Here is a 26,367-nt window from a genome sequence, read left to right as displayed (position 1 = left end):
ACCCTCTCTGCAACGCAGCATACTGCCGAATGCGTAATTAAGCGTCAATGCGGTGTTGTACGAGTTGGTGCCTCAAAGCAGCGAAATGAGCCCGAAAATCCACGGGAAAAAGCAAATTATTCGCCCGATGACAGCAACGAGCCGGCACGGCGCGCGCTGCGCAAAAGGGCAATGAATGCCGCAAACGACGCCAATAGCAGGGCGGCATTGAGCCAGAGCGCGGTCAGCATCAGGTCGGAGCGGAACACGTGATCGGAGAGCAGCGCGCGCATGCCTTCGAACACGTAGGTCGGCGGCAGCGACCAGGCGACCCATTGCAGCCAGTGCGGCAGCACCTGCACCGGATAATACACGCAGGCCAGCGGCATCAGCGCAAACATCAGGGTCCAGACGATGCTCTCGGCGCCGAGCCCGTTGCGCAGCACCAGGCCCGACACGAAGATGCCGACCGCCCAAGAGGTGAAGATCAGGTTGCAGAAGAACGCGATCAGCGGCAGGCCAAGGCTGTAGAAGTTGAAATCGAAGAACCAGACCGCGATCAGGGTCATCGGGATGATGCCGATGGCGAGCCGGATCAGGCTCATGGTCATCAACGCCAGCAGGAATTCGAGCGGGGTCAGCGGGCTCATCATCAGATTGCCGATGTTGCGCGCCCACATCTCCTCCAGGAAGGAGATCGAGAAGCCGAGCTGGCCGCGGAACAGGATGTCCCACAGGATCACGGCGCCGATCAGCGTGCCGCCCGCCCTGGCGAAGAACCCGGCATTGCTGGCGATATAGGTCTGCAGGAAGCCCCAGGTGATGATCTGCAGGGTTGGCCAGTACATCAGCTCCAGGAGCCGCGGCCAGGACGACAGCAGGAGATACCAATAGCGCAGAACCATCGCGCCGATGCGATGCGGGGCAATGCGCAAGGACAGGTCGTTCATTGCGCCGCCTCCCGGTCGCGGCCGCGGGCGACGTCGAGGAAGACCTCTTCGAGCGTCGAGCGGTTGTAGCGCACCATGATCCCGGCCGGGCTGTCGTCGTCCTCGATGCGGCCGCGCTTCATGATGATGACGCGATCGCAGAGACGCTCGACCTCCAGCATGTTGTGCGACGCGAGCAGGATGGTCGCGCCGCGGCGTTGCCGGTAGCGCTCGATATGGCCCCGGACCCAATCCGCAGTGTCGGGGTCGAGCGAGGCCGTCGGCTCGTCCAGCAGCAGCAGCTCGGGGTCGTTGATCAGCGCCTTTGCCAAGGCCACGCGCGTCTTTTGCCCCGCGGACAGCTTGCCGCTGGCCCGATCAATGAAGTCGGTCAGGTCGAGCTGCGACGCAAGCTCGGCGATGCGTTCCTTCAGATGATCGACCGCGTAGAGCCGGCCGAAGATGGCGAGGTTCTGGCGCACCGTGAGCCGCATCGGCATGTCGACATAGGGGCTCTCGAAATTCATCCGCCCCAGCACGGCCGCGCTCTCCTCCGGCATACTGTGACCGAGCACCTCGACCTGCCCCGAGGTCGGCTGCACCAGCCCCATAATCATCGCGATCGTAGTGGTCTTGCCGGCGCCGTTGCCGCCGAGCAATCCGGTGATGCTGCCGCGGCGGATCGCAAAGGAGATGCCGTCGACCGCCGTCGCGGTCTTGTAGATCTTGGTCAGCCGCGCCACGGCGATCGCTGGCGAAGCGGGACCAGAAGCCGAGGCTGGAGGCAATGCTGCGTCATCTTGCGTCATGTCGGGAGTTCATTGAGGCATTGTGCCGCAAACCGCAACAGGCCACCAACGGCCGGCCCCATTTGTCGCCGCACATGCGCGGCATTAAGTTCCCACCATGACCGACACGCTGATCATCGACACGCCGGACACCGACTATCGCCATCCGCGGCAGCGCGTCCGGCTCGACACCATTCTGCGGTTGCGCTGGCTGGCGGCCCTTGGGCAGCTGAGCGCGATCTTCATCGTCGTACAGGGTCTGGAGTTTGACCTGCCGGTGGTGCCCTGCCTCGCAGTGATCAGCGTGTCCGCGCTGCTCAATCTCGGCCTGCAGATCGCCTTCAACCCGATGCAGCTGTTGGAGCCGGCGCATGCCGGCGGCCTGCTCGCGCTCAATATCATCGAGCTGACGGTGCTGCTCTATCTGACCGGCGGGCTGGAGAACCCGTTCTCCTATATGTTTCTGGCACCGGTGCTGATCTCGGCAACCGCCCTGCCCGTGCGCATGACGATCACGCTCGGCCTGCTTGCGGTCGCCTGCGCCACCGCCTTGTTCTTCATGCATCTGCCGCTGCCCTGGGAGGGCGAGGAGCCGCTGATCTTCCCGCCGATCTACCTGTTCGGCGTCTGGCTCTCGATCGCGCTCGCGATCGGCGTCACCAGCCTTTACGCGTTCCAGGTCACCGAAGAGGCGCGCAAGCTGTCGGACGCGCTGGCCGCCACCGAGCTGGTGCTGGCGCGCGAGCAGCATCTCACCCAGCTGGACGGGCTTGCGGCAGCCGCCGCGCATGAGCTCGGCACGCCGCTCGCCACCATCGTGCTGATCTCGCGCGAGCTGGAGCGGGCGCTGCAGGACAACAGCCAGGTGACCTCGGACATCAAGACGTTGCGCGAGCAGGCCCAGCGGTGCCGTGACATTCTCGGCAAGATTACGCAGCTATCATCCACGGGATCGATGTTCGACCGCATGAAGCTGTCGACCCTGATCGAGGAGACAGTGGCGCCGCACCGCGATTTCGGCGTGGACATCAAGGTTCGCGTCGCGGTGACCGCGACCAGGGAACCGGTCGGCACCCGCAATCCGGCGATTCTCTATGGCGTTGGCAATATCCTGGAAAATGCCGTCGACTTTGCGCGCGATTCCGTCGAGGTCAACGCCTGGTGGAACAACGAGACGGTCGAGCTCGTGATCTCGGACGACGGACCCGGCTTCGCGCCAGACATCCTCAAGCGCATCGGCGAGCCCTATCTGTCCCGTCGGCGCAGCACGGAGGACGCCCAAGGCGGCAACCAGGCCGGCGGCCTGGGTCTCGGCGTCTTCATCGCCCGCACCCTGCTGGAGCGCACCGGCGCAAAGGTCTCGTTTACCAATCGCACCTTCCCGGACCACGGCGCCGTGGTCCAGATCGCCTGGCCCCGCCGGCGGTTCGAGGCCAGCGAGGACGGCGATCAGACGGAGCCGGAATAGCGCCCTCCCGCGCCGAACCGATGCATCGCGGCTGGCATACAGAGCATCGCGATGCGCGGCGTCACGCCGCAGACTGCGGCAAGGCGCGATCTTGGCAGCGGCTGCCCGGCAGACCATATGATGCTGGAACAGATCGTCTCGCAACATCGAGCCTTCTCGAGGAATATGACCGTGGGCGCCATCGCCGAACTGACGAACCACCCGGACCGCTCTCTTCTGATCGTCGAGGACGACAAGCCGTTCCTGGAGCGGCTGTCGCGCGCCATGGAGAGCCGCGGCTTTACCGTCACGTCCTGCGATAGCGTGGCCGAGGGCATTTCGCAGATTGGCAAGGCCGCCCCTGCCTTCGCGGTCGTCGATCTCCGGCTGGGCGACGGCAACGGCCTCGACGTGGTATCGGCGCTGAAGCGCAAGCGCCCCGATGCCCGCGCCATCGTGCTGACCGGCTATGGCAACATCGCCACGGCCGTCACCGCGGTGAAGATGGGCGCCGTGGACTATCTCGCCAAGCCGGCCGATGCTGACGACGTCGTCGCCGCGCTGCTGGCGACCACCAGCGAGAAGTCCGAGCTGCCGCAGAACCCGATGTCGGCCGACCGCGTGCGCTGGGAGCACATCCAGCGCATCTATGAGATGTGCAACCGCAACGTCTCGGAAACGGCCCGCCGGCTCAACATGCACCGCCGGACGTTGCAGCGCATCCTCGCCAAGCGCGCGCCGAAATAAGCCCTCCGTCCGGCTCTCTGACTACGGCGCAGCGAAACCGCGCCGTAGTCCCATACCACGACGACTCGCCATCAAGCTGTCGGCAGCCTTCTTCCCCCACCCGCGTTGCATCCATCCAACACGGCGCGCGAGTCACACGCGCTGGCGGCATCATCTGGCCGTCTGTTCGGGGCGCCGCCAAGCAGCGATGGGGAGCGCACGCACAACAGGGTGGCAGACGATGTTGCGCTCTCGTCTCAACCGATTCCGCGCAGCCCCCGATCAATGACCATCGGGTGGCAATGGATGCTCGAATGCTCGGACGAGTTCCAACAACAAGGGATCGCGATTATCGGCGCTCCACACCAACTGAAGCTCGAATGGCATATCGAGCTCGGGTATCTTGCGCAGCACAATTTCGTTCTGATGATATCGCGCAAAGGTTTCCGGTACGATAGCGAAGCCCAGTCCGGCAGCGACCAGTCCCAGCAGTGTAGCGCTATCGGACGCAGTCGCGGCACTTTCGGCCGGCTCGATACCGGCTTGCGCGAATTTCCGCATCAACGAATCGTAGTGCGCTGGCGATCTATCGCGTGGAAAAGTCAGAAACGTCTGCCCGGCGAAATCTCGCAGGCGAGGGTTGCGACTGGACGCGAGTGAGGATTTGCGGGGGATGGCAATCGCCATTTTTTCGCTGTGGATCACGATACCGCGCAGGGAGGGGTCCTGCGGTGAACGCCACGCGAGGCACCCTGCATCCAGCCGACCGCACTTGATCATCTCGATCTGTTCCCCGGAAAGGCACGACACGAACTCAAATCTGACCTCACGCTGGTTCGAGGCAAGACCCGACACGGCCCCGGTGATTCCTGGCAGCCAACCGTAGCCGGGGATGACGCCAATTCTGAGCCGCCCGATCGTGCCAGCAAATGCCTGCGCCACTTCGGATCTCATCTGATCGGCCTGCGCGACCAACACGCGCGCCCGCACCTCCAACTCGCGGCCGAAGCGGGTCAGACTGACGCCACGCGACAGACGATTGAACAGCCTTGCTCCCATTTCGGCTTCCATCGTCGAAATTTGACGTGACAGCGCCGGCTGGGCGATGTTCAGGACCCGCGCCGCTGCAGCCACACTCCGATGGTCCACAACACACAGAAAGAAGCGCAGCTGTCTCAGCTCCACTGATATACCCATTCAGCATGGATCGATATCCGAACATAGTATTTGTCTGAGTTCGCCGTCCATTCGATTGTTGCTTCGTCTTGAAATAGAGGACGATCGGATGCTGGATACGCATAGGTCCATCTCGGGGACGTCGGCTCCTATGCCGCTGCGCGACCGCAGCGTCCCCCACATCCCGGCATCGAACGGGAACTGCAAATCCTATTTCTCCGACGTCGACCTCGACGGGCCGGGGCGCAGTGTCGGCTTCCTCTATATTCCCCAGTCACCTGACCATGATGCATGGGGCACGGTGCGCATTCCGCTCGCCGTGGTCGCCAACGGCACCGGACCGACGGTCATCGTCGAGGCCGGCAACCACGGCGACGAGTACGAGGGGCAGATTATTGTTGGAGAACTGATACGCTCACTTGCTCCCTCCCAGGTTCAGGGTCGCTTGATTCTTGTTCCCTCCGTCAACATCCCGGCATCGACGGCAGGCAAGCGAACTTCGCCGGATGACGGGCTGAATCTCAATCGTGTTTTTCCTGGCGATCACGCTGGGTCGATCACCCAGCAGATCGCGGCCTTCTTCAGCGACGAGTTGCTCTCACGCGCCGACGCCTTCCTCAGTCTGCATTCCGGCGGGAGCTCGCTCGACATTGTGCCGAGCGCGCTCGTTCAACCGGCGCAGGACCCTTTGCAACAACAGCGCAATCTCGACGCGGTGCTTGCCTTTGGCGCGTCCATCAACGTGCAGCTCAACAACCTCGGCGACACGAGGACCTGCGTCGCTTCCGCTGTTGCGGCTGGACTGACTTGCGTCAGCACGGAAATGGCAGGCCGCGGGACGGTCGATCGTGATGCTCTCGCGCTTTGCCGCCGAGGTGTTTTCAACGTTCTGCAGCATTGGGGCGTGCTCGATTCCGGATTGGACCTCCCCCGACCGGAGGCGCGCACCCTTCATCGGGTGCTCGGGCCGCAATCCTACATCATCGCCGGAGAGGATGGCGTCTTTGAGGGTCTGCACCATCCTGGTGAGCCCGTCTGCGCCGGTGAAACCGCCGGACGCATTCATTTCCTGACCGATCCGCGCAAGCCGCCAGTCGTACTCACCTACACAGCCGACGGGATCGTCTTCGCCCGCCGACAGCCAGGGCGAGTGCGGCCAGGCAACGTCTGCGCGGTCGTCGCTACGCCCGACAGCTGATCGAGCAATGACCTGAGTTGAGCACGCATCGAGCAGAGGGCGGGCGGATCGCAACGAGAGACGGCGGAGATCCACCGAGCAGCGTCCCCTCCGCAGCCTATGGAGATAAGCGCATCATGATGATTCATCGGCAAACGCCGCTGGTACAGGCCCTCAGCCTTTCCGTAAGCCTGGGCAAGGACATCCACCTGAAGATGGACGCCGCCCAACCCACCGGCTCGTTCAAGGCGCGCGGAGTTGGCCACGCCTGCATGGTGCACCGAAACCGGGGCGCGCGCCGCTTCGTGTCCTCCTCCGGAGGCAATGCGGGCTTGGCGGTCGCCCATGCCGGCCGCAAACTTGGAGTACCGGTCGTCGTGGTCGTGCCGAGCACGACGTCCCAGCGCGCCAAGACGATGATCGGGCTGGAAAAGGCAGAGATCGTCGTCCACGGCTCGTCCTGGACCGAGGCGAACGAATACGCGCTCTCGATGCTCTCTCAAGCCGATGCCTTCATCCATCCTTTCGACGATCCGCTGCTCTGGACGGGTCACGCAACCCTCGTCGATGAGCTGCGCGCCGAAGGCGAGAAACCGGATGCCATCGTCCTCTCGGTTGGTGGAGGTGGGCTCCTCTGCGGTGTCGCCGAAGGGCTGGATCGCAACGGCTGGGGCGATGTGCCGATCGTCGCGGTGGAAACCCGCGGCGCCGACTCTTTTGCTCAGGCGGTTGCGGCCGGTCAGCCGACCACACTCGCGCGCATCGATAGCATCGCGACATCGCTCGGAGCCAAGACGGTCTGCCGCCGGGCGCTGGAGGTGGTGCAGTCTCATCCGATTGAATCCGTCGTCGTCTCCGACGCCGAGGCGGTCGAAGCTTGTCTACGGCTGATGGACGACCACCGCGTGGTTGTAGAGCCAGCATGCGGCGCTTCGCTCGCCGCGCTGACACAGTCGAGGACTGTGTTGCAGAGCGCCGGACGTATCGTCGTCATCGTGTGCGGCGGGGTCGGCGCCAGCGCTGAAGATCTCTTCCGCTGGCGCGCGAGCTTTGCTGGCGAGTCGACGTCTCCGGCTGCGGCAGAGGCTCATGTCCCGAGATGAGGATCCGGATGAGACAGGCTCGTCGCGAGCTCATTGCGACCGGCGCGCAACCGCGCAATCCTGCCCTTACTGCCAACGGCGCAAGGACCGATGCTTGATCGCACCGTCGTCCGTTCGCGGGACGGATCAGTGCGACTTCACGAACGCCTGCAGCGCATGGAACACCGTGCGCCGCTGGTTGCGGCTGCACCAATTGCGCATCCAGCTGTCGACCTCGGTGAGGTCGAGCTTGATCTGCATGCCTTCATCGCCGCGCGCGGCGTTGACGGCCGAGATGTAGCCCATCATCCATTGCTGATATTTCGAAATACTGTTGACATAGGGCCCGTCGGCATTGCCGATCGCCTTGTAGGTGCCGGGCGGCTGTTCCTCGGCGGCCGCGATGAACCGCTCGCAGGAATCGGAGCCCACGCCGAGGACATAAAACGCGACTTCCTCCGCGCGAACGTTGGTCGCGAAGAGCAGTGCCAGCGCCAAGACCACCCTTCGCATCTGCCGTCCTGTCTGAACCCCCGGGTCTGATTACCGGTCAAGCCTTAATAAGGTTGCGACATGTTGCGCCCCATGCAGGGCAATTGTCGGGCAGAACCGGGAAAATGGCCCGGGCCGGCGTTCAATCACCACTGTCGCAACGTTGTCATAGTCCCGGCTCGATCCGCCAGGCATCTTCCAGGGACCCTGACGGTACCATCCTCCTGCAGCGCCTTCGGCGCGGGCCGGCATGCAGCCGCGAGATCGCACGTCGCGGATGGACGGACAGGCAACATGACGCCGTTGCGGTCAGTCCTCTCCGCTCAGCCGCGAAAAATCGGCGAGAACGGAGGCGATCAGCTCGCGATGCCTCGTATCGTGTTCCGAAAGGCTCGCGGCGTAGAGGTTGAGGAGATAGCGTGCCTTTGCCGCCGCTTCCGGCCAGGACACCGCTGCGTTCGCCAGCAGATGCCCTTCGAGCGCGGCCTGCCGCTGGCGCAGCTCCTGCGCATGACTTTCCGCCTCCGCGAGCGCGCGGCGCAGGTCCACGGCCTTCTGCTCACTCATGCCGCGGTGACGGTCGAGATCGAGCGGCTCGTCAGACATCCGATGCACTCGCATCGACACGCTGCGCAGCGGCAAGATCCGCCGAGCTGATCGACAGCATCTCCATGGCGGCGCTGTGTGCGGCCGGAACGATGATCATCGTCGCCACCCGGCGGTAGGCGGCAAAGGACAGTCCCTCGATCATCTCATCGTCCGTGAGCACCTCATAGGTGCCCTCAGGCAGGAGACGCTCGATGGTCCTGATGCGGAATGGATGTTTGAAGGTGACGAATTCGCGCTGCGAGCGGATGCTCATCTGCGCCTGCCTTTCAGAGGCCCGTCGAGGTAACCCCGAAGCCTCACCAAGCATGCGCCTTGCCGCGCCCAATAGCCACCGCTTTCTCATCAGCCACGAAGGCGTGAGCAGCGGGCTGGAGGTCGTACTCGGCTTGCCGCGCTTTGGTGCTCGCTATTACATCGGTCCGGGTGTACGGTGAGCAATCACCGTAATTCCGACGGCATTCACCGGTGATCGAGGGTCGCGCGCACTCCCGCCGCAACATGCGAAGGGTGTCCGATGTCGCGATTTCGTCTGAGCGAGTGGACCGTTCCACCCGTCATTGTTTCGCTTCTGCTGCTCGTGCTCGCGGCTGCCGCACTGCATTCGTAGAACAGAATTCGTAGAACAAGACCACCGCGCGCCCGTCGGCAACCGGTGGACGGCGGCCACCCGGCCGATGATCAGCGACGCCGCGCCTGCAGCATCGACGCGGCGCCTCGTCCGATGCGTTGAACAGCTCCACCCCCGAAGCGAGGAGACCGACATGGCCAAAGGTCAGCAAAAAGGCAATCGCGAAGCCAAGAAGCCCAAAAAGGAGAAGCCCAAGTCCATTGCCGCAGCACCGAGCCAGAAGGCCGGAGGCTGGCAGCCGGATTTCTCCAGCGACAAGAAGAAGCGCTAAGGCATTTTTGCCGCTCATCGACCTGGACGGCGCCCACGCAACGCCGCACGCAATCAGCGACGATGCGGTCGAGCGTTCTCGAGAGTCCAAAGGACAGACCATGGCGCGCGAAACGATCTATGTCGTCCAGGCCTTCAGCGCCGGCCGGGGCGGACACGCGAAGGCCGAGCCGCCGATCGCCTGCAAGACGGAAGCCAGCGCGCTGCGGACCGCGGAACGACTGGTGTCGAGCAAGGCAGGCGTCGTCGCCTTCTCATCGTCGGGCGATCCCGACATGGGTGACTACGACGACGAGCCCAAGGTCCTCTTCCGCCACGGCGCGCTGCCGCCCGCGTTCGATTGAGATGCGCACCCCATTTGTCGCCGGCGACCGCTGCCGTGCGACGCCCCCCCCTGGATGACGTCCGGTCTCGCCGCGGCGCCATCCGAACCTGATCGGTTACACACATGATTGAGTTCCCAAACCACAGCCGCTCCTACGACCGCACGCGACGGGCTGTACGCTTCTGGGGCTATGACAGCGCGATGGAAGCCTCGTTCTTCGTCGATGAAGGCGCGTTGCGACGCCTTCAGCCCGACACCCGTCCGGACGAGACAGGCTTTCTGACCGCGTTCGATTCCAACCGCGATCGCATCTGCGCCGCCGCCGCCAAGGTCTATGTCCGCGGCAGCCGGGGCTCCTACGATCTCCTCGCTGCCCATTTTTGACGGCGATGGGGCCCCGGATGGACTAAACCTCCGCGTGGCCCTGCGGATCGATCAGGCGGTTCATCCGGTGTGCCGCGGCGAGCGCGAAACGCACCGTCATCAGCTTGCGGGTCGGCGCCGGCAATTTGTGCTCGGGCGCCTCGCACTGCAGATGGGCGCCATAGGCATCGGCGACGATCAGGCCGGTGTCCTGCGGAAAGACCTCACAGGGCAGCTCCTGCGTGAAGGCAAAGAACAGCCGGTCGCAATGGGCGCGATAGTCCTCCCATTTCTGATCGGCCCGCAGATCCTCCAGAGATGATTTGATCTCGACGATCCAGATCTCGCCGCGCTCATTGAGCGCCACCAGATCGGCGCGGCGTCCCGACGGCAGAGGCAATTCGCTGATCGTGGCAAAGCCCAGCGAGCGCAACAGACGCGAGGTGCCGCGCGCGATGGCGAGCGCCGTCTCCGATTGGCGGCGGTCGATGGGAACGAGGCTGATCCGGGCGGCTGACGTGTCCACATCAGCAGCATAGCCGATTCTGGGAGCAGCCCAAGCACGCCGTCGGTGCGGAACCGACCCCCTGCGCCGTCCTTCCGTTGATCAAGCGGCCGTCGCCTCGGACGGCGCAACGGGAGCTGTTCCTGCGCAATCACGACGAGCTCGCGCCGCGGCTTCACAAGCCCCCGTCGTCAGCTTCGCGACACACGGCTCAAGCGGGCGCGACCCGGCGTTTTTCGCTTGGCGCATTGCAAAAAATCGGCATGCTGGCGCCATGAGCGAAGCGAACCAGGGCAAGGCGAAGGCTGGCGCGATGATCGTGCCCGTCACGCCATTCGAGCAGAACTGCACCATCCTGTGGTGCGAGGCGACCAAGAAGGCGATCGTGATCGATCCCGGCGGCGACGTACCGAACATCCAGGCGGCGATCGCGCAGGCCAAGGTCACCGTCGAAAAGATCTGGCTGACGCATGGCCATATCGATCATGTCGGCGGCGCTGCCGACCTGCGCGACGCGCTAAAGGTGCCGATCGAGGGCCCGCATATCGCCGACAAGTTCCTGCTCGACAATGTCGTCGCCAGCGGCGCCCGTTTCGGCATCACGGGGGTGCGCGACGTCACGCCGGACCGCTGGCTGGAGGAAGGCGACACCGTCGAGATCGGCGAGCTCGTTTTCGACATCCTGCATTGCCCCGGACACTCGCCAGGCAGCGTCGTGTTCTTCAACAAGGCGATGCGCTTTGCCCATGTCGGGGACGTCCTGTTCAACGGCTCTGTCGGCCGGACCGACCTGCCCGGCGGCAGTCATGAGACGCTGATCCGCTCGATCAAGGACAAGCTGCTGCCGCTCGGCGACGATGTCGGATTCATCTGCGGCCATGGCGCCGGCTCGAGCTTCGGCCAGGAGCGGATGACCAACCCGTTCCTGACGGGGATGGCCTGACGCCTGGCTGAGTGGCGGCAGCTCAGAGTCAGTTCGCCGGCCTCCCGCAAACGGAGATCTGAAGCAGAGATCGCGGCCAGCTTTTCGGCGAACCGCGACTGACCCATGACCTAGTTACTTCAATCCCGCCGCCTGCAGCGCACGCTCGATCACGGCCGCGACATCGATCACGCGGCGGCGTTTCGGAACGGGCGGTGTCGCGGCGGCGGAGATCGCAGGCTTGGCCTGGTCGATCGCGGACACCGCGTCGGCCGGCGTCATGTCGAGCGCCTTGGCGGCTGCCGGCGGTGCGACGGCGATCGTAGCGCCGAGCGGCTTCACGTCGGCAGGGCTGTCGGGCGCCGTTACGCTGATGGCCTTGATCTCGGCCGTCGCCTGCGGAGAGGATTGTGGCTCGGCCCTCGGCGTTGCCGGCTTGACCGCTGAGCGCGCCGGCTTGGCCCGCGCCGGCCGCGGCTGCGCCGGCTTCGATATCCTGGATGTATTTTCGCGCAGCGTCTCCGGGGCTGCCTTGGCCTCGGCAGGCTCGCCTGAAGGCATGTCTGCCGAGCGGCGCAGCAGCTTGGTCACGGCCGGCAGCACCGAGATCGGCGAGACCTCCGGGATGAGCTTCGTGCTCGGCGACGTGACCGCGGGCTTCGGCTGGCGGATCCAGTCGGTGATCCCGAAGAATTTCGCGATCAGATAGGACGAGGAGATGCCGGCCTCGAGCAGGAACGGCCCGGCCTTGCCATAGCGCTTGTCGTTGGCCGCGACGCCGATCGGCGTGCCATGCGCCATGTTGGTGATGGTGAAGGATTCCACCACGGTCTCGCCATCGGCGTTCCACCACTGCTCATGCGGATAGCCATTGACGCGTCCTGCGGCCATCGGCGCCAACGGCAGATGATGCAGATCGAGCCATTGCTTGACGATCTCGCCGGCATTGTCCGGATGCACGGTGTAGTCCGCGGTGCCATGCCAGACCGAGAGTTTCGGCCATTTGCCGCGATGGTTGGAGGCGCGGCGCACGAGGTCGCCGAGTTCGCCGGCGGGGCGCGCCGGCGGCATGCGCATCTGCAGGATCGCATCGCGCATGCTGCGCGCGGTGCCGAACGGCAGACCCGCGATGACCGCGCCGGCCGCAAATATATCCGGATGCGCGGACAGCATCGCCATGGTCATCGCGCCGCCGGCCGAGAGGCCCGTGACGAAGATGCGGCGCGGATCGATCGCGCAATCGGCCACCATGCGCGCGATCATCTCGCGAATCGATGCGACTTCGCCCTGACCGCGGGTGATGTCTTCCGACTGAAACCAGTTGAAGCAGCGCTGCGGATTGTTGATGCGCTGCTGCTCCGGCATCAGCAGCGCGAAGCCGAAATGCTTTGCCAGCGTCGACCAGCCGGCGCCGAGATCATAATCGACCGCGCCCTGCCCGCAGCCATGCAGCACGACGACGAGCGGCAGCAGCGGCTGGCGCTGTGCCGGCACATGCGCGAACATCTTCAGCCGGCCGGGATTGCTGCCGAAGCTCTCAATCTCGACCAGCGGACATTCCGGCACGGGCCGCGGCTGGCGATGAAAATCGGCGAATCCTGTGATGCCGTTCAGCTCACGCAGCCGTCGCAAATACTCAACATTTTCAGCGAGGGACAACGGCAGCTCCTTGGCAGTCAGGTCTTCAAGTCGGCAGTTCACGTCAGCGCGGATCAACGCCACCATCACCCAGATGGTTGCTGCAGTGCAAAAGAAAAAGCCCGCGCGAGCGCGGACGTCAGCAATTTGATTGCGAATTTCGGTCTTGCTGCGATCAAAATGCCACGCGGACGCGACGCTTCACACAACAATCACCGAAACGCGAACAATGCTGCGCCGAAATCGCGGTGAGGATGAGCAACGGCAACCACGCAACTGCTTTTGAACCGTTGGCTACGAGAGGGCCGTGGTCAGTCTTTTTCTCTGCGAATCGCGATCTCGCTCCGAAGTGTGCGCAGCGATCCGCGATCAGTAAACAACAAATGGCAGGCATGCACCGCTCTCATCTGAGCACCATTGCCTGCGCATGACGGGCCAATTAGCCTGACGCGCAACCAACAACGACATTCCATTCGGGAGAAAAAATATGGCGCGGCTCAAATTCGGCGCGTTCCTCGCGCCGCATCATCCGATCGGCGAGCATCCGATGCTGCAATTCCGCCGCGACCTCGATCTCGTATCGCAGCTCGACGAGCTCGGCTATGATGAGTTCTGGTGCGGCGAGCATCATTCGTCGGGCTGGGAGATGATCGCGTCGCCCGAGATGTTCCTCGCCGCCGCCGGCGAGCGCACCAAGCGCATCAAGCTCGGCACCGGCGTCATCTCACTGCCCTACCATCATCCCTACAACGTCGCGCAGCGCATGGTGCAGCTCGACCACATGACCGGCGGCCGCGCCATCTTCGGCTCAGGTCCCGGCGCGCTCGCCTCCGATGCGCATACGCTGGGCATCGATCCGATGACGCAGCGCGACCGCCAGGACGAGGCGATCGGCATCATCCGCCGCCTGTTCAACGGCGAGCGCGTGACCGCGAAGAGCGACTGGTTCACGATGAACGACGCCGCGCTGCAGATCCTGCCCTTGCAGGAGGAGATGCCGTTCGTGGTGGCCTCGCAGATCTCGCCGTCGGGCATGACGCTCGCGGGCAAATACGGCATCGGCATCATCTCGCTCGGCTCGATGTCGACGCAAGGGCTGATGGCGCTGCCGCAGCAATGGGAGTTCGCCGAGGACGCGGCACGCAAGCACGGCACCACGGTGAGCCGCGCCGATTGGCGCGTGCTGCTGTCCTGGCACATCGCCGAGACGCGCGAGCAGGCACGCCGCGAAGCGGGCCCCGGCCTGATGCGCTGGCACAACGAATATACCGTCGGCACCTTGATGCGACCGGGCCTGCAGCCGTTCTCGTCACCCGATGAAGCCGTCGACAAGACCGCCTTCGTCGAGGGCGCGGCGTCGACGATCGGCACCCCGGACGATCTCGTCAAGACGATCAAGAACTTGATGCAGGTGTCAGGCGGCGTCGGCGCCATCATCGGCTTCGTGCATGACTGGGCCAATCCGGAGAACACCCGCCGCAGCTGGGACATGGTCGCGCGCTACGTGGTGCCGGAGATCAACGGCTATATCGACGGCCTGCGCCGCTCGCAAAAATTCGTCATCGAGAACCGCGCCATCTTCGAGCGCGCGGGACAAGCGGTGATGGCCAAGATCATGGACAATGAAAAGGCCGCCGCGGCGTTGTCGCAGACCGGACCGGGACGCATTGCGATTCCTGCCGTCAACGCGCCGGATCTGCAGCAGGCCGCAGCGAAGCAACGGGGCTGAGTACGAGGGCGAGCAGCGCCGCAAGGTCGGCCCTACCGCCGCGTTCGATGGCGCCAATGAGTTTCCTCCGTCATGCCCGGGCTTGACCCGGGCACCCACGTCTATCCACCGTGCCGAACGACGTGGATGGCCGGGACAAGCCCGGCCATGACGATATGGAAATCGTTCGCCACGTCAGTTCGAACTGTTGTATCGGCCCCGAGCAACCCCACGTCGAAATTCCTGGTTCAAGGCCTGAGGCCTTGCCCCGGAATGACGGTGTGGAGCGAGCAGAGAGCGCCGCGAGCTGCGGCTACTCTCACCTCACCGCCGCGACCAGCTTCTCGCAATCGGCGATGGTCGCGATCTGTTTCAGCGTCTCGCGCAGGGCCGGCAGGTCGACCGGCTTCTGGAATTGCGGGTAGACGACCAGCCCGAGCACGGTCGCAAGCCGCACATGCTCCTCACGCGTGCCGTCCTCGGCGCCGCTGATGAAGATCACCGGGGTGCGCGATTTCAGCTCGTTGAGCAGCAGCAGGATGTCGGCGCCGCAGCGATCGCCCAGCGACAGATCCAGGGTGATGCAGTCGAACGTCCGGCTGCGCAGCAATTCGGCGGCGGCGTCGACCGAGGTGACACACGTCGCCTCGTAGCCGCATTGGACAGCGATCTTGCGAAGGATCGAGAGATGAACTTCGGCATCCTCGATCACCAGCAACTGATTGCTCATGCTCTTGCCCTCGTTGCCTGTTGGCCAGACGTCCCGGTCTGGCCGTGCTAGATGACAGCGATGGCTGCGAGGTAAAGATTCCGGTCCGTAGATTTACGGAGCGAGTCGGCACGACGAGGTCGGCTTCGCCCGATGCGCTCACCCGACGGGCATGATCAATGTGGACTCGCGGCAACATGGCGAGCTTTTTGGCCAACCGCCCGATGAGCGATTGCGGCGTTGACGACAACCATCGATGGTGACAGCGATCGTCTTGAAGGGACGTCGCGGGCTGGGGCAGTCCGGCGTGGCGTGGCAGCCCGTCGGGCTGAACGCCAGTCGCACCGTCATTCCCGGCAACCCGTTCTGCTTCGGCAATCCGCACAACGACAGCTGCGCCTCCACCCGGGTCGGCGGGACCGTTGGCGGCGCTGGAGTCGGCTTCGACGACCGCTTCACCACGCATGTCACGACGCGAACGCATACCACAACGGTCGGCCTCGCCGACAAGTTCTGAGACGCAGGCGGCCCTGAGGCGAGCTGCAATGAGCAAGCCGGCGGACATCGGGGCGATCGGACGGACGAGCATTTCCTTAACCGGGTCCTGCTAGACTGACGGCCACTTGAGCAGGGCCTGCAGGGGACCGCTCGCGCGTATGGATGCGTCAGGCAGCCCGCCGTTTCGACCCGGCGGGCTTTTCCGTGGGAAAGGTCGCCAATGTCACTCTCCTCAGCCAAGAACTACGCGCTGCGCGCCGAACGGTCGCAGGATCCCAAGGAGGCCGCCGACCTCCTGGCAAAGGCAATCCTGGAGCTGGCGGCCTCGATCGAAGCGACCGATGCCAAGGTGAAAAAGATCAACAAGTCGGCCGGCTGATGGTCCTGGCGTCCGCGTCGGAAGGTCTGGCGGGCCGAGGCGGCGGCGAGGCCTCCCCGCTTCGACGATGATCCCCTGATCCTGCTGCGATCGGTCGCCGATATCGCCGCGTCGCTTATAAGCGACGACAGCAGGACGCCATGGGTGCGGTCAGCGCCCGGCATTGCCCGTGCCCTCGGTCTGAAGGAGGGCGGAATATTCCATCTCTCGTCCATCTCTCGGGCGCAAGGGCGCGCGGCGAGACTGCGGTCGTTCGCAATGCAGCACAACGAGCCGATCATGAGACACCGGAGCGTATTGCATCGCGGCTGCAACCGCCTATCAATGATGGTCAGGGAGTCCGGCCATGCGAGGCTGACCAAGACGAAGTCAGACCCGAGACGCCAAACGGCAGACGGCCGGCCAGCAGACGAGAGGAAACCCCGGGATGTCGATGCAGCATGTGGTCTCTGATCCGATCAGGCTGACCGCGCCACGGCGCAACTCACTGACCCATATCCCCGGCGACGAAGGCTGGCCGATCATCGGCAAGACCTTCGAGGTGCTCGCCGACCCGAAGGGCCATGTCGAGCGCAATGCCCGGAAGTACGGCCCGGTCTATCGCAGCCATATGTTCGGCGAGGTGAACGTGGTGCTGCTCGGGCCGGAAGCCAACGAGTTGGTGCTGTTCGACCAGGCCAAGCTGTTCTCGTCGGCCCATGGCTGGGGCCACATCCTCAATTTGCTGTTCCCGCGCGGGCTGATGCTGCTCGATTTCGAAGAGCACCGCATGCATCGCAAGGCCCTGTCGGTCGCATTCAAAGCCGGGCCGATGAAATCCTATCTCACCGGTCTCGATCGCGGTATCGCAGCGCGCATCGCGCAGTGGAAACAAACTCCCGGCGAGATGCTGTTCTATCCGGCGATCAAGCAGCTCACGCTCGACCTCGCCGCGACATCGTTCCTGGGGACCGAGATCGGACCCGAGGTCGATGCCATCAACCGCGCTTTCGTCGACATGGTCGCAGCGTCCGTGGCCCCGATCCGCAAGCCGCTGCCGGGCACGCAGATGGCCCGCGGCGTCAAGGGCCGCCAGCGCATCGTCGCCTATTTCTCGGAGCAGATTCCGCTGCGCCGCGCGAAAGGCGACGGCGACGACCTGTTCTCGCATCTCTGCCGGGCCACCGACGACCACGGCGCGCTGCTGTCGACCCAGGACATCGTCGATCATATGAGCTTCCTGATGATGGCGGCGCATGACACGCTCACCTCGTCGATTACGTCGTTCATCGCGCAGCTTGCCGCCCATCCGGAATGGCAGCAGAAGCTGCGCGACGAGGTCGCGAGCCTTGGCCTCGTGGCCGGCGCCCCGATGGCCTCGGAGCATCTGGAGAAGATGAAGCTGACCGAGATGGCGTTCCAGGAAACGCTGCGGCTGATGCCGCCGGTGCCGTCGCTGCCGCGCCGGCCGATCCGGGACTTCACCTTCAAGGGCTATGCGATTCCGGCCGGGACCGGCGTCGGCGTCAATCCGATGTTCACACACCATATGCCGGAGATCTGGCCAGAGCCCGAGCGCTTCGACCCGCTGCGCTTCACCGACGAGGCGCAGCGCGGGCGGCACCGCTTTGCCTGGGTCCCGTTCGGCGGCGGCGCGCATATGTGCCTCGGCCTGCACTTCGCCTACATGCAGGTGAAGTGCTTTGCGCGGCACTTCCTGTCGAACATCGAGGTGTCATTTGCGCCCGGCTATCGGCCCAATTGGCAGGTGTGGCCGATCCCCAAGCCGCGCGACGGATTGCGGGTGATGCTGAAAGCGGTGTGATTGCGGCATCGTCACCAGCAGCGCGGCGTGCGACGGCGAGACCCGGATCGCGTCGCGCGCTGTGACCGTCACATATGAGTCGGTTGATCGCGGACGCGCATCAGCGCAGCGGAGGTTCCGCAGACGGAACCATCCGTGGCGCGCAGCAATGCCATGAAAATCGCGCGGTCTGCACCGATTGGACGAATTACCGCCATCGCGGCCATAATTTGGTTGCGCGATTGAGGCTCATGCAGCTTCATGAACCGACTCATCTCGGACATCGGCCGGATCTGGCGCGGCGAGTTGCAGCCCTCGCTCGCCTGGAGCAGCGCATTTGCAGCGATGTGCCTGGCGATGGCCACCATGGTCCGCTTCGGCATGGCGCATCTGCGGCCCGACGTGTTCTTCACACCCTATATTCCGGCCGTGTTCTTTGCGACCGCCATGGGCGGATCCGCCGTCGGGCTGGTCACTGCGATCATCGGCGCGGCGCTCGGGCTGCTGCTCGAATTCGGCAGCGCGACTGTGGACGTCGCACGGGTGGCGCTGATGACGATGTATCTCACCGTCGCAGCGCTGGTGATCTGGGGCGTCAACCATTACCGCGACCTCGCCGCCAAGCAGCGCGAGATTGCGAAGCGGCTGACCGACGAGGAGCAATATCGCAAGCTGCTGGTCGACGAGCTGCATCATCGGCTGAAGAACAAGACATCCACCATTCACGCGGTTCTGCATCAAGTCCTGCACGATCAGCCGCAGGTGTGGAGCAGCATCGACAAGCGCATCCGCGCACTCGCCGGCGCCGACGACCTGATCGCACGGGTCGACGCGCAGGGCTGCGATCTCAAGGATCTCTTGATGTCGGAGCTCGGACCCTATGGCCATGTCCGCTTCGAGCTCAATGGCGATCCGCTGTTCCTTCCCGCCAAGCTCGCGGTCAGCCTGGCGCTGATCTTCCACGAGCTCGCCACCAACGCCGCCAAATATGGCGCTTTCGCCTCGCCGCGCGGCTTCCTGCAGGTGTCCTGGACGCTGCACGAGGACCGCCTCAGATTGAGCTGGGACGAAACCGAGGGACCTCCGATCGATCAGGTCGGCAAACCGGGTTTCGGGACCAAGCTGCTCAAGGCGGCGCTGTCGCCGTTCGAAGGCAAGACAGAAACCACATTCTTGAAGACCGGGATTCACTGCACCATGCAGTTCAGAGTGCCGCCGAGCTGACGACAGACGCCGCTGCGGCATTCGACTTTCGCAGCAGGACGATCGCGTCCTTCTCCCCGACGATTTACCCGCCGTTAATGACGCCTCGGCAGGGTTTCGCATCATTTCCGATGCTTGCCCGCAGAGTTCCGTGTTTCTACGTACCGCTTAACTAAAATGAAGCGGGAACTTTGCACAATCGGCGCATGTACAGCAGCGACCGATTCAATTTTTCAGCCGAGGCGCGCGAAGGCCTCGGGGAGACCGAGGCCGAGCTGCGCTTTCTCCGCAGCATCGTCAGCCAGCTGCCCTCCGGCATCACGGTCCAGGACGAGCACGGTCGCTTTCTGCTCGTCAACGATACCGCGGCCATCCAGCTCGGCGCCGCCGCCAATAGTGCCGATGGAATCGCCGCGCCGCATCTCGATGTCAGGCGCGCGACCTGCCGCGAGCTGCTCGGACGCGGCCGGGTTGTGATCGCCGAGGAAAAAGTGACGAGCGAACGTGGTCCGCAGACGCTGCTGACCGCGCACCGTCCGGTCCAGATCGGTGAGCAACGGTTGCTGCTCTCGAGCTCGGCCGACATCACGGAGCAGAAGGAGTTCGAGGACCAGCTGTTCCGCGCCGCCTATTACGATGAGCTGACCGGCCTGCCGATGCGCCGCGTCGTCGAGCATCGCGCCGACACTCTGGTCCGGCGCGGCCGCGTCGATGGCCGTTTCGCACTCGCCTTCCTGGATCTCGACAATTTCAAGTACATCAACGACTATTATGGCCACGCCACCGGCGATGCCCTGCTGGTCGAGCTTGCCAAACGTATCAGCCGGGATCTGCGCGAGTCAGACCTGCTGTCCCGCATCAGCGGCGACGAGTTTCTGCTCCTGCTGCATCCGATCGAGCGTGCCGAAGAGGTTGCGGAGTTCCTTCAGGGCATGCTTGACCGCCTGAACGCGCCCTTCTTCATCGACGGCGCCGAGGTGTTTGCCTCCGCCTCGGTCGGCGTGAGCCTGTTTCCCGAGCACGGCGCGAGCTACGACGTGCTGCGCCAGAATGCCGATCTCGCGATGTATCGCGTCAAGAACAGCGACAAGGGGACGCTGGCTTTTTTCTCCAGCGCGATGGAGCATGAGGCGCTGGCGCGCATGAAGGTCGAGCAGTCGCTGCGGCTCGCCATTCTCGAAAAGCGCTTCTGCTGTGCGTTCCAGGCCAAGGTCGACATCCGCACCGAGGAGATCAAGGGCATCGAGGCGCTGGTCCGGCTGCGCGACAATGAGGGCGTGATCCAGGCGCCCGGCGCCTTCATCAATCTCGCGGTCGAACTCGGGCTGATCGATGAGCTCACCCATCTGGTGCTCGACGAAATCGTCAAATCGATCGACCTGATCAACGAGACCTTCGGTCACGAAACGACGATCAGCATCAACGTCGCCGCCAAGCAGGCCGCGAACCCGGACTTCATGCGCCCGTTCGCGCGGGCGCTCGAATCGACGGGGTTTCCGAAGCGGTTCATGGTCGAGGTCACCGAGGACGCGTTCGTGACGCGCAGCCACTTTCAGGACGAGATCGTGCCGCTGCTCCGCGGCATCGGCGTCGGCATCTCGATCGACGATTTCGGCATCGGCTATTCGTCGCTGTCGGCATTGGCCGACATCACCGCGGACGAGATCAAGATCGATCGTTCCTTCATCACCGACATCCATAAGCGGCCGCGCAGCCAGGGCATCCTGCGCGCGATCGAGTCGCTGAGCGAGGCGCTCGGCATGACCGTGATTGCCGAAGGCATCGAATCCTTCGAGGAGCTGGCCTATCTGCAGGCCGCGACCAAGATTCGCTACGCGCAAGGCTACTACTTCTCGCGTCCGATCTTCCTGGAGGAGCTGAAGCCGGCGATCCCGCTTGCAAGCGAAGCGCGTATGAGCCTCGCCAGTCGCCCTGTGCAGGAAAATCGGCAGGCTTATGCCCGCAGCGGCCGCTATCGGCGCTGATCGCGCTGGCGCGGGAGAGGCAGCAAGCCTATCAGCACAAAGTATGAGCCCTCCCGCACTGCCAATGAAAGCGCCTTGACCCGCCCCGAGGCTGCACACTATCAGTTGCAGACAACAGCCGCCGGTAGCTGGGAGGAAGGCTCGTGGGAACGTCACATATTTTCAAAGGTATTGCTTTATCATTGGCTGCAGCCGTGCTGGCCACCGCCGCACAGGCCGACGATCTGAAAATCGCTCTCATCTATGGCAAGACCGGGCCGCTCGAGGCCTACGCCAAGCAGACCGAAACCGGCCTGCGTCTCGGCTTCGAATACGCCACCAAAGGCACCAACATGATCGACGGTCGCAAGATCGTCATCATCACCAAGGACGATCAGGGCAAGCCCGACCTGTCGAAAGCCGCGCTTTCAGAGGCCTATCAGGATGACGGCGCCGACATCGCCATCGGCACCACGTCTTCGGCCGCGGCGCTCGCCGACCTGCCGGTCGCCGAGGAGAACAAGAAGATCCTGATCGTCGAGCCGGCCGTGGCGGACCAGATCACTGGCGAGAAGTGGAACCGCTACATCTTCCGCACCGGCCGCAACTCGTCGCAGGACGCGATCTCCAACGCGGTGGCGATCGGCAAGCCCGGCGTCACCGTCGCCACGCTGGCGCAGGATTACGCGTTCGGCCGCGACGGCGTCGCCGCCTTCAAGGAGGCGCTGGCCAAGACCGGCGCGACCCTGGCAGCCGAGGAATACGTCCCGACCAACACCACCGACTTCACTGCCGTCGCGCAGCGCTTGTTCGACGTGCTGAAGGACAAGCCGGGGCGGAAGTTCATCTGGGTGCTCTGGGCCGGCGGCGGCAACCCGCCAGGCAAGCTGCAGGACATGGACCCGAAGCGCTATGGCATCGAGATTTCCACCGGAGGCAATATCCTCGCCGCGCTCGCCGCCTATAAGCAGCTGCCGGGCATGGAAGGCGCTACCTATTACTACTATGACATTCCCAAGAATCCGGTGAACGACTGGCTGCTCGCCGAACACCAGAAGCGCTTCAGCTCGCCCCCCGACCTGTTCACGGCCGGCGGCTTCTCAGCCGCGATGGCGGTTGTCGCCGCGGTCACCAAGGCGAAGTCGACCGATACCGAGAAGCTGATCGCGGCGATGGAGGGCATGGAGTTCGACACGCCCAAGGGCAAGATGATCTTCCGGAAGGAAGATCACCAGGCGCTGCAAAGCATGTATCACTTCCGTGTCAAGGTCGATCCGAACCTCGCCTGGGCCGTGAACGAACCGGTACGCGAGATCAAGATCGAGGACATGGATATCCCGATCCGCAACAAGCGCTGAGTAAATGACATCCGTGCCCGGCCCGCGCCGGGCACCTCCACTTTGGACGTCATACGGCTGACGACATGGCCCTCACCCTCGAAACCCGCGATCTGACCATCCGCTTCGGCGGCCATGTCGCGGTCAACAACGTCAGCTGCAGCTTCCGCCCCGGCGAGCTGACGGCGATCGTCGGCCCGAACGGCGCCGGCAAGACCACCTATTTCAACCTAATATCCGGCCAGTTGCGGGCCTCAGCCGGCTCCATCCTGTTCGATGGCCGCGATATCACCCAACTCTCTGCTCCGCTGCGCACCCGCGCGGGCCTCGGGCGCGCGTTCCAGCTCACCAATCTGTTTCCGAATCTCAGCGTGGAAGAGAACGTCCGTCTCGCCGTCCAGGCGCAGAGCGGCACCCATTACGACCTGCTCCGTCCGTGGATGGCGCGGCGCGACCTGATCGCGCGGGCCGATGCGATCCTCGATCAGGTCGCCCTCGGCAGCCGCCGCGGCGTCACCGCAACGACGCTCTCGCATGGCGACCAGCGCAAGCTCGAAGTCGCGCTGATGATGGCGCTGGAGCCCAAGGTCTTCATGTTCGACGAGCCGACCGCCGGGATGAGCATCGACGAGGTGCCGGTCGTGCTCGACCTGATCGGCCGGCTGAAGCAGGACAAGAGCAAGATCATCCTGCTCGTCGAGCACAAGATGGACGTCGTCCGCTCGCTCGCCGATCGCATCATCGTGCTGCATAACGGCCAGCTGGTCGCCGATGGCAAGCCGGCCGAGGTCATCGCCTCGCCGATCGTGCAGGAGGCCTATCTCGGCGTCGCACCGCGGAGCGCGGCATGAGCGCGCTGCTGAAGCTGTCGGGCGTCCAGACCTATATCGGCCGCTACCACATCCTGCAGGGCGTCGATTTCGACGTGCCCGAAGGCCAGACCACGATGCTGCTGGGACGCAACGGCGCCGGCAAGACCACGACGCTGCGCACCATCATGGGGCTGTGGCAGGCGAGGACCGGCAGCATCTCGCTGGCCGGCGAGGCGATCGAGAAACTGGCGACGCCCGACATTGCCCAGCGAGGTGTCGGCTACGTGCCCGAGAGCATGGCGGTGTTCTCCGACCTCACCGTCAAGGAGAACCTGGTGCTGGCAGCCCGCAACGGCCCGCTCGACGAGGCCCAGCTCGCCTGGATCTTCGGCTTTTTTCCGGCTCTGAAGAAATTCTGGTTGTCGCGCGCCGGCAGCCTGTCCGGCGGCCAGAAGCAGATGCTGTCGATCGCCCGCGCCATCGTCGAGCCGCGCAAGCTGCTGCTGATCGACGAGCCGACCAAGGGGTTGGCGCCGGCCATCGTGATGTCGCTGATCGAATGCCTGAAGGAGATCAAGCGGCGCGGCGTCACCATCCTGCTGGTGGAGCAGAATTTCCACGCCGCGCGCGAGCTCGGCGATCAGGTCCTGGTGATGGACAATGGCACCATCGTCCATCGCGGGGAGATGGCGGCGCTCGCCGCCGACGTGCCGCTGCAGGAGCGCCTGCTGGGACTGAGCCTGGAGGCGCATCAATGAGCGACATCGCCGCAACCGATCCGCTGCCGAAGCCGAAGCGCGACCTCGCCCCGCTGCTGCTGCCTGTCCTGCTCGCGCTGCTGATGCTTCCGCTGGTCGGATCGGCGAGCTCCTGGGTGACGCTGACGGTCGCCAGCCTGGCGATGGGCATGATGATCTTCATCATGGCCTCCGGCCTGACACTCGTGTTCGGCCTGATGGACGTGCTCAATTTCGGCCATGGCGCGTTCATCGCGGTCGGCGCCTATGTCGCAACGCTGGTCCTGCTGCCGCTCGCAAGCTGGGCGCAGGCCGATTCGCTGCTGGCCAACCTCGCGGTACTGGTCCCGGCCGCATTGCTGTCGATGGGCGTGACCGCCGCACTCGGCCTGGTCGTCGAACGCGTGCTGGTGCTGCCGGTCTATGGCCAGCACCTCAAGCAGATCCTGATGACCACCGGCGGCCTCATCGTTGCCGAGCAGACGCTTTATGCGCTGTTTGGCCCGCAGATCATCCCGCTGCCAGTACCGGCGGCGCTGCGCGGCTCGTTCATCATCGGCGACATCGCGATCGCCAAATACCGGCTGCTGGCGATGCTGATCGGCTTTGCGATCTTTGTCGCCATCGAGCTGGTGCTGAACCGGACCAAGATCGGCCTTCTGATCCGCGCCGGCGTCGAGAATCGCGAAATGGTGGAGGCGCTCGGCTATCGCATCCGCCGCCTGTTCCTCGGCGTGTTCATGACCGGGTCGGCGCTGGCCGGGCTCGGCGGCGTGATGTGGGGCCTCTATCGCGAGCAGGTGCACGCCTCGATCGGCGACGAGCTGACCGTGCTGGTCTTCATCGTCGTGATCATCGGCGGCCTCGGCTCGATCACCGGCTGCTTCATCGGCGCGATCCTGGTCGCCATGGTCGCGAATTATGGCGGCTTCCTGGTGCCGAAGCTCGCCCTCGTCTCCAACATCCTGCTGATGGTCGCCGTGCTGATGTGGCGACCGCGCGGCCTCTATGCGGTGACCAGCCGATGATGATCCTGTCCGGCGATCCTCCCCGCAGCCGCACGCTGTCCGTGCTGCTCGTCATCATCATCCTGGCATTGCTGGCCACGCCCTTCATTTTCCCAGGCGCCAAGGCCTTGAATGTGGCCGCCAAGATCTGCATCTTCGCCGCGCTCGTCGCATCCTACGACCTGCTGCTCGGCTACACCGGCTCGGTCTCGTTCGCGCATACGATGTTCTACGGCATCGGGTCCTACGCGATCGCCATCGCGCTCTATGGACTCGGGCCCAATTGGACCTCGGTCGCGGTGGCCGTCGCGGCCGGCCTGCCGCTCGCGCTGCTGCTGGCGCTCGCGATCGGCCTGTTCTCGCTGCGCGTCGAGGCGATCTTCTTTGCGATGATCACGCTGGCGGTCGCCTCCGCCTTCCTGGTGCTGGCGTCGCAATTGTCGTGGCTGACCGGCGGCGAGGACGGCCGCAGCTTCCAGCTGCCCGAGCTGTTGCGTCCCGGCACCGTGTTCATCGGCAAGGAGTGGTTCGGCTTCCCGATCAACGGCCGCATCCTGACCTATTACCTGGTGCTGTCGGCCTGCGCGCTGATGATTCTGGCGTTGCTGCGGGTCGTGAATTCGCCGTTCGGCCGCGTGCTGCAGGCGATCCGCGAAAACCGTTTCCGGGCCGAGGCGCTCGGCTACCGCACCGTGTTTCACCTGACCTATGCCAACTGCATCGCCGCGATGATCGCGGCCGGCGCCGGCATGCTGAACGCGCTCTGGCTGCGCTATGCCGGACCTGATACCTCGCTGAGCTTCTCGATCATGCTCGACATTCTGCTGATGGTGGTCATCGGCGGCATGGGCACCATCTACGGCGCGATCATCGGGGCTGCGATCTTCATCCTGGCCCAGAACTATCTCCAGGCGCTGATGAGCATCGCCTCGACCGCCGCGGCAGACGCAGGACTGCCGCTTCTTCCGGGCCTGCTGCATCCGGACCGCTGGCTGTTGTGGCTCGGCCTGCTGTTCATCGCCAGCGTCTACTTCTTTCCAACAGGCGTGGTCGGCCGCCTCCGCAGCAAGCCAGGCAGCCAGCGCTGAACTTCAACTCCGGCAGCGCGCGAGCCTGTTGCGCACGCGCCGGTCCCGGATTCTGCCGGCGCGGTATCGCCGTGCTGACCGCGCGG

At 64.4% G+C, this 26,367-nt stretch carries 29 protein-coding genes; 19 read left to right on the top strand and 10 right to left on the bottom strand.

Annotation, left to right across the window (positions count from 1 at the left end):
* Positions 1-116 precede the first annotated feature (116 nt).
* A complete protein-coding gene (locus HL671_RS05070; RefSeq protein ID WP_172235792.1) occupies positions 117-929 on the bottom strand; it encodes an ABC transporter permease in 813 nt (270 codons plus the stop codon).
* Positions 926-1,717, bottom strand: a complete 792-nt coding sequence (locus HL671_RS05065) for an ABC transporter ATP-binding protein (protein WP_172235791.1) — start codon at positions 1,715-1,717, stop codon at positions 926-928. Before HL671_RS05065 ends, HL671_RS05070 begins: the two co-directional genes overlap by 4 nt.
* A gap of 97 nt (positions 1,718-1,814) precedes the next feature.
* Here HL671_RS05065 and HL671_RS05060 point away from each other — a divergent pair, with 97 nt between their 5' ends.
* Together HL671_RS05060 and HL671_RS05055 are read left to right on the top strand one after the other, a co-directional pair.
* On the top strand, positions 1,815-3,164 hold the full coding sequence (locus tag HL671_RS05060) for an ActS/PrrB/RegB family redox-sensitive histidine kinase (protein ID WP_012047395.1): 1,350 nt from the start codon (positions 1,815-1,817) through the stop codon (positions 3,162-3,164).
* A 171-nt stretch (positions 3,165-3,335) separates the two neighbouring features.
* Positions 3,336-3,890 carry an ActR/PrrA/RegA family redox response regulator transcription factor gene (locus HL671_RS05055; RefSeq protein WP_041751765.1) on the top strand — a complete coding sequence of 185 codons (555 nt, stop codon included), beginning with the start codon at positions 3,336-3,338 and terminating at the stop codon, positions 3,888-3,890.
* Between the two features lie 261 nt (positions 3,891-4,151).
* Here HL671_RS05055 and HL671_RS05050 read toward each other — a convergent pair whose 3' ends face one another.
* Positions 4,152-5,066, bottom strand: coding sequence for a LysR family transcriptional regulator (locus tag HL671_RS05050; protein ID WP_172235789.1), 915 nt, complete (start codon positions 5,064-5,066; stop codon positions 4,152-4,154).
* Between the two features lie 130 nt (positions 5,067-5,196).
* On the opposite strand from HL671_RS05050, the gene HL671_RS05045 reads away from it, so the two are divergent.
* Together HL671_RS05045 and HL671_RS05040 are read left to right on the top strand one after the other, a co-directional pair.
* A complete protein-coding gene (locus HL671_RS05045; RefSeq protein ID WP_172235788.1) occupies positions 5,197-6,243 on the top strand; it encodes a succinylglutamate desuccinylase/aspartoacylase family protein in 1,047 nt (348 codons plus the stop codon).
* A gap of 116 nt (positions 6,244-6,359) precedes the next feature.
* Positions 6,360-7,325, top strand: coding sequence for a pyridoxal-phosphate dependent enzyme (locus HL671_RS05040; RefSeq protein WP_172235787.1), 966 nt, complete (start codon positions 6,360-6,362; stop codon positions 7,323-7,325).
* A 126-nt stretch (positions 7,326-7,451) separates the two neighbouring features.
* On the opposite strand, the gene HL671_RS05035 is transcribed toward HL671_RS05040, so the two are convergent.
* From HL671_RS05035 to HL671_RS05025, 3 genes are all read right to left on the bottom strand, one after another.
* Positions 7,452-7,817: a hypothetical protein gene (locus HL671_RS05035; RefSeq protein WP_041751126.1), complete on the bottom strand. Its 366-nt coding sequence runs from the start codon at positions 7,815-7,817 to the stop codon at positions 7,452-7,454.
* Positions 7,818-8,105: 288 nt separating this feature from the next.
* Positions 8,106-8,402, bottom strand: a complete 297-nt coding sequence (locus HL671_RS05030; RefSeq protein ID WP_012047401.1) for a hypothetical protein — start codon at positions 8,400-8,402, stop codon at positions 8,106-8,108.
* Positions 8,395-8,658 (bottom strand): hypothetical protein, encoded by a 264-nt coding sequence (locus HL671_RS05025; RefSeq protein WP_012047402.1) that lies wholly within the window; start codon positions 8,656-8,658, stop codon positions 8,395-8,397. The genes HL671_RS05030 and HL671_RS05025 overlap by 8 nt, the downstream gene beginning before the upstream one ends.
* Positions 8,659-9,166: 508 nt before the next feature.
* On the opposite strand from HL671_RS05025, the gene HL671_RS05020 reads away from it, so the two are divergent.
* The 3 genes from HL671_RS05020 to HL671_RS05010 all read left to right on the top strand — a co-directional run bounded on the left by HL671_RS05020 (position 9,167) and on the right by HL671_RS05010 (position 10,012).
* Positions 9,167-9,304 (top strand): hypothetical protein, encoded by a 138-nt coding sequence (locus tag HL671_RS05020; protein WP_168167942.1) that lies wholly within the window; start codon positions 9,167-9,169, stop codon positions 9,302-9,304.
* Between the two features lie 7 nt (positions 9,305-9,311).
* Entirely contained in the window at positions 9,312-9,647 is a 336-nt protein-coding gene (locus HL671_RS05015; RefSeq protein ID WP_244424262.1) for a hypothetical protein, read from the top strand.
* A 104-nt stretch (positions 9,648-9,751) separates the two neighbouring features.
* A complete protein-coding gene (locus tag HL671_RS05010) occupies positions 9,752-10,012 on the top strand; it encodes a DUF1488 family protein (RefSeq protein ID WP_012047405.1) in 261 nt (86 codons plus the stop codon).
* Positions 10,013-10,034: 22 nt separating this feature from the next.
* Here HL671_RS05010 and HL671_RS05005 read toward each other — a convergent pair whose 3' ends face one another.
* Positions 10,035-10,517 carry an MmcB family DNA repair protein gene (locus HL671_RS05005; protein WP_172235786.1) on the bottom strand — a complete coding sequence of 161 codons (483 nt, stop codon included), beginning with the start codon at positions 10,515-10,517 and terminating at the stop codon, positions 10,035-10,037.
* A gap of 253 nt (positions 10,518-10,770) precedes the next feature.
* Between HL671_RS05005 and HL671_RS05000 the strand changes: the two genes are divergently transcribed.
* Entirely contained in the window at positions 10,771-11,439 is a 669-nt protein-coding gene (locus HL671_RS05000; RefSeq protein ID WP_012047407.1) for an MBL fold metallo-hydrolase, read from the top strand.
* A gap of 114 nt (positions 11,440-11,553) precedes the next feature.
* Here HL671_RS05000 and HL671_RS04995 read toward each other — a convergent pair whose 3' ends face one another.
* Positions 11,554-13,077, bottom strand: coding sequence for an extracellular catalytic domain type 1 short-chain-length polyhydroxyalkanoate depolymerase (locus HL671_RS04995; protein ID WP_041751768.1), 1,524 nt, complete (start codon positions 13,075-13,077; stop codon positions 11,554-11,556).
* A gap of 466 nt (positions 13,078-13,543) precedes the next feature.
* On the opposite strand from HL671_RS04995, the gene HL671_RS04990 reads away from it, so the two are divergent.
* Positions 13,544-14,785 (top strand): LLM class flavin-dependent oxidoreductase, encoded by a 1,242-nt coding sequence (locus HL671_RS04990; protein ID WP_012047409.1) that lies wholly within the window; start codon positions 13,544-13,546, stop codon positions 14,783-14,785.
* A gap of 298 nt (positions 14,786-15,083) precedes the next feature.
* On the opposite strand, the gene HL671_RS04985 is transcribed toward HL671_RS04990, so the two are convergent.
* The gene (locus tag HL671_RS04985) at positions 15,084-15,494 is read right to left on the bottom strand and encodes a response regulator (RefSeq protein WP_012047410.1); all 411 of its coding nucleotides are present in this window, start codon (positions 15,492-15,494) and stop codon (positions 15,084-15,086) included.
* A gap of 235 nt (positions 15,495-15,729) precedes the next feature.
* Between HL671_RS04985 and HL671_RS04980 the strand changes: the two genes are divergently transcribed.
* The 3 genes from HL671_RS04980 to HL671_RS04970 all read left to right on the top strand — a co-directional run bounded on the left by HL671_RS04980 (position 15,730) and on the right by HL671_RS04970 (position 18,154).
* Positions 15,730-15,990, top strand: coding sequence for a hypothetical protein (locus HL671_RS04980; RefSeq protein ID WP_246579371.1), 261 nt, complete (start codon positions 15,730-15,732; stop codon positions 15,988-15,990).
* A 201-nt stretch (positions 15,991-16,191) separates the two neighbouring features.
* Positions 16,192-16,350: a hypothetical protein gene (locus tag HL671_RS04975; RefSeq protein WP_011923716.1), complete on the top strand. Its 159-nt coding sequence runs from the start codon at positions 16,192-16,194 to the stop codon at positions 16,348-16,350.
* Between the two features lie 427 nt (positions 16,351-16,777).
* Positions 16,778-18,154 carry a cytochrome P450 gene (locus tag HL671_RS04970; RefSeq protein WP_172235785.1) on the top strand — a complete coding sequence of 459 codons (1,377 nt, stop codon included), beginning with the start codon at positions 16,778-16,780 and terminating at the stop codon, positions 18,152-18,154.
* Positions 18,155-18,222: 68 nt separating this feature from the next.
* Here the strand turns inward: HL671_RS04970 and HL671_RS04965 are convergent, their stop codons facing one another.
* The gene (locus HL671_RS04965; protein WP_172235784.1) at positions 18,223-18,396 is read right to left on the bottom strand and encodes a hypothetical protein; all 174 of its coding nucleotides are present in this window, start codon (positions 18,394-18,396) and stop codon (positions 18,223-18,225) included.
* Here HL671_RS04965 and HL671_RS04960 point away from each other — a divergent pair.
* The 7 genes from HL671_RS04960 (at position 18,395) to HL671_RS04930 (ending at position 26,281) form a co-directional block, all read left to right on the top strand.
* Positions 18,395-19,357, top strand: a complete 963-nt coding sequence (locus tag HL671_RS04960) for a sensor histidine kinase (RefSeq protein WP_012047413.1) — start codon at positions 18,395-18,397, stop codon at positions 19,355-19,357. The genes HL671_RS04965 and HL671_RS04960 overlap by 2 nt on opposite strands.
* A gap of 185 nt (positions 19,358-19,542) precedes the next feature.
* Positions 19,543-21,321: a putative bifunctional diguanylate cyclase/phosphodiesterase gene (locus tag HL671_RS04955; RefSeq protein WP_172235783.1), complete on the top strand. Its 1,779-nt coding sequence runs from the start codon at positions 19,543-19,545 to the stop codon at positions 21,319-21,321.
* Positions 21,322-21,464: 143 nt separating this feature from the next.
* The gene (locus tag HL671_RS04950; RefSeq protein ID WP_012047415.1) at positions 21,465-22,658 is read left to right on the top strand and encodes a substrate-binding domain-containing protein; all 1,194 of its coding nucleotides are present in this window, start codon (positions 21,465-21,467) and stop codon (positions 22,656-22,658) included.
* Between the two features lie 65 nt (positions 22,659-22,723).
* On the top strand, positions 22,724-23,488 hold the full coding sequence (locus HL671_RS04945) for an ABC transporter ATP-binding protein (RefSeq protein ID WP_012047416.1): 765 nt from the start codon (positions 22,724-22,726) through the stop codon (positions 23,486-23,488).
* Complete coding sequence (locus HL671_RS04940; protein ID WP_172235782.1) at positions 23,485-24,207, top strand: ABC transporter ATP-binding protein; 723 nt, start codon at positions 23,485-23,487, stop codon at positions 24,205-24,207. The genes HL671_RS04945 and HL671_RS04940 overlap by 4 nt, the downstream gene beginning before the upstream one ends.
* The gene (locus HL671_RS04935; RefSeq protein WP_012047418.1) at positions 24,204-25,214 is read left to right on the top strand and encodes a branched-chain amino acid ABC transporter permease; all 1,011 of its coding nucleotides are present in this window, start codon (positions 24,204-24,206) and stop codon (positions 25,212-25,214) included. The genes HL671_RS04940 and HL671_RS04935 overlap by 4 nt, the downstream gene beginning before the upstream one ends.
* Positions 25,211-26,281, top strand: coding sequence for a branched-chain amino acid ABC transporter permease (locus HL671_RS04930; RefSeq protein ID WP_012047419.1), 1,071 nt, complete (start codon positions 25,211-25,213; stop codon positions 26,279-26,281). Before HL671_RS04935 ends, HL671_RS04930 begins: the two co-directional genes overlap by 4 nt.
* Positions 26,282-26,367 lie beyond the last annotated feature (86 nt).

Origin of the sequence: Bradyrhizobium denitrificans (assembly GCF_013179005.1) — a bacterium.
Taxonomy (GTDB): Bacteria; Pseudomonadota; Alphaproteobacteria; order Rhizobiales; family Xanthobacteraceae; genus Bradyrhizobium; species Bradyrhizobium denitrificans.
The sequence above is the reverse complement of the archived record's forward strand: the minus strand, read 5'-3'. Positions and strand labels throughout refer to the sequence as shown.

Bases quoted from the DNA above. Each gene is read 5' to 3' on its own strand.
- HL671_RS05070 (WP_172235792.1), bottom strand. From the start codon at position 929: ATGAACGACCTGTCCTTGCGCATTGCCCCGCATCGCATCGGCGCGATG.
- HL671_RS05065 (WP_172235791.1), bottom strand. From the start codon at position 1,717: ATGACGCAAGATGACGCAGCATTGCCTCCAGCCTCGGCTTCTGGTCCC.
- HL671_RS05060 (WP_012047395.1), top strand. From the start codon at position 1,815: ATGACCGACACGCTGATCATCGACACGCCGGACACCGACTATCGCCAT.
- HL671_RS05050 (WP_172235789.1), bottom strand. From the start codon at position 5,066: ATGGGTATATCAGTGGAGCTGAGACAGCTGCGCTTCTTTCTGTGTGTT.
- HL671_RS05045 (WP_172235788.1), top strand. From the start codon at position 5,197: ATGCCGCTGCGCGACCGCAGCGTCCCCCACATCCCGGCATCGAACGGG.
- HL671_RS05040 (WP_172235787.1), top strand. From the start codon at position 6,360: ATGATGATTCATCGGCAAACGCCGCTGGTACAGGCCCTCAGCCTTTCC.
- HL671_RS05035 (WP_041751126.1), bottom strand. From the start codon at position 7,817: ATGCGAAGGGTGGTCTTGGCGCTGGCACTGCTCTTCGCGACCAACGTT.
- HL671_RS05030 (WP_012047401.1), bottom strand. From the start codon at position 8,402: ATGTCTGACGAGCCGCTCGATCTCGACCGTCACCGCGGCATGAGTGAG.
- HL671_RS05025 (WP_012047402.1), bottom strand. From the start codon at position 8,658: ATGAGCATCCGCTCGCAGCGCGAATTCGTCACCTTCAAACATCCATTC.
- HL671_RS05020 (WP_168167942.1), top strand. From the start codon at position 9,167: ATGGCCAAAGGTCAGCAAAAAGGCAATCGCGAAGCCAAGAAGCCCAAA.
- HL671_RS05010 (WP_012047405.1), top strand. From the start codon at position 9,752: ATGATTGAGTTCCCAAACCACAGCCGCTCCTACGACCGCACGCGACGG.
- HL671_RS05000 (WP_012047407.1), top strand. From the start codon at position 10,771: ATGAGCGAAGCGAACCAGGGCAAGGCGAAGGCTGGCGCGATGATCGTG.
- HL671_RS04990 (WP_012047409.1), top strand. From the start codon at position 13,544: ATGGCGCGGCTCAAATTCGGCGCGTTCCTCGCGCCGCATCATCCGATC.
- HL671_RS04985 (WP_012047410.1), bottom strand. From the start codon at position 15,494: ATGAGCAATCAGTTGCTGGTGATCGAGGATGCCGAAGTTCATCTCTCG.
- HL671_RS04980 (WP_246579371.1), top strand. From the start codon at position 15,730: ATGGTGACAGCGATCGTCTTGAAGGGACGTCGCGGGCTGGGGCAGTCC.
- HL671_RS04975 (WP_011923716.1), top strand. From the start codon at position 16,192: ATGTCACTCTCCTCAGCCAAGAACTACGCGCTGCGCGCCGAACGGTCG.
- HL671_RS04970 (WP_172235785.1), top strand. From the start codon at position 16,778: ATGTCGATGCAGCATGTGGTCTCTGATCCGATCAGGCTGACCGCGCCA.
- HL671_RS04960 (WP_012047413.1), top strand. From the start codon at position 18,395: ATGAACCGACTCATCTCGGACATCGGCCGGATCTGGCGCGGCGAGTTG.
- HL671_RS04965 (WP_172235784.1), bottom strand. From the start codon at position 18,396: ATGAAGCTGCATGAGCCTCAATCGCGCAACCAAATTATGGCCGCGATG.
- HL671_RS04955 (WP_172235783.1), top strand. From the start codon at position 19,543: ATGTACAGCAGCGACCGATTCAATTTTTCAGCCGAGGCGCGCGAAGGC.
- HL671_RS04945 (WP_012047416.1), top strand. From the start codon at position 22,724: ATGGCCCTCACCCTCGAAACCCGCGATCTGACCATCCGCTTCGGCGGC.
- HL671_RS04940 (WP_172235782.1), top strand. From the start codon at position 23,485: ATGAGCGCGCTGCTGAAGCTGTCGGGCGTCCAGACCTATATCGGCCGC.
- HL671_RS04935 (WP_012047418.1), top strand. From the start codon at position 24,204: ATGAGCGACATCGCCGCAACCGATCCGCTGCCGAAGCCGAAGCGCGAC.
- HL671_RS04930 (WP_012047419.1), top strand. From the start codon at position 25,211: ATGATGATCCTGTCCGGCGATCCTCCCCGCAGCCGCACGCTGTCCGTG.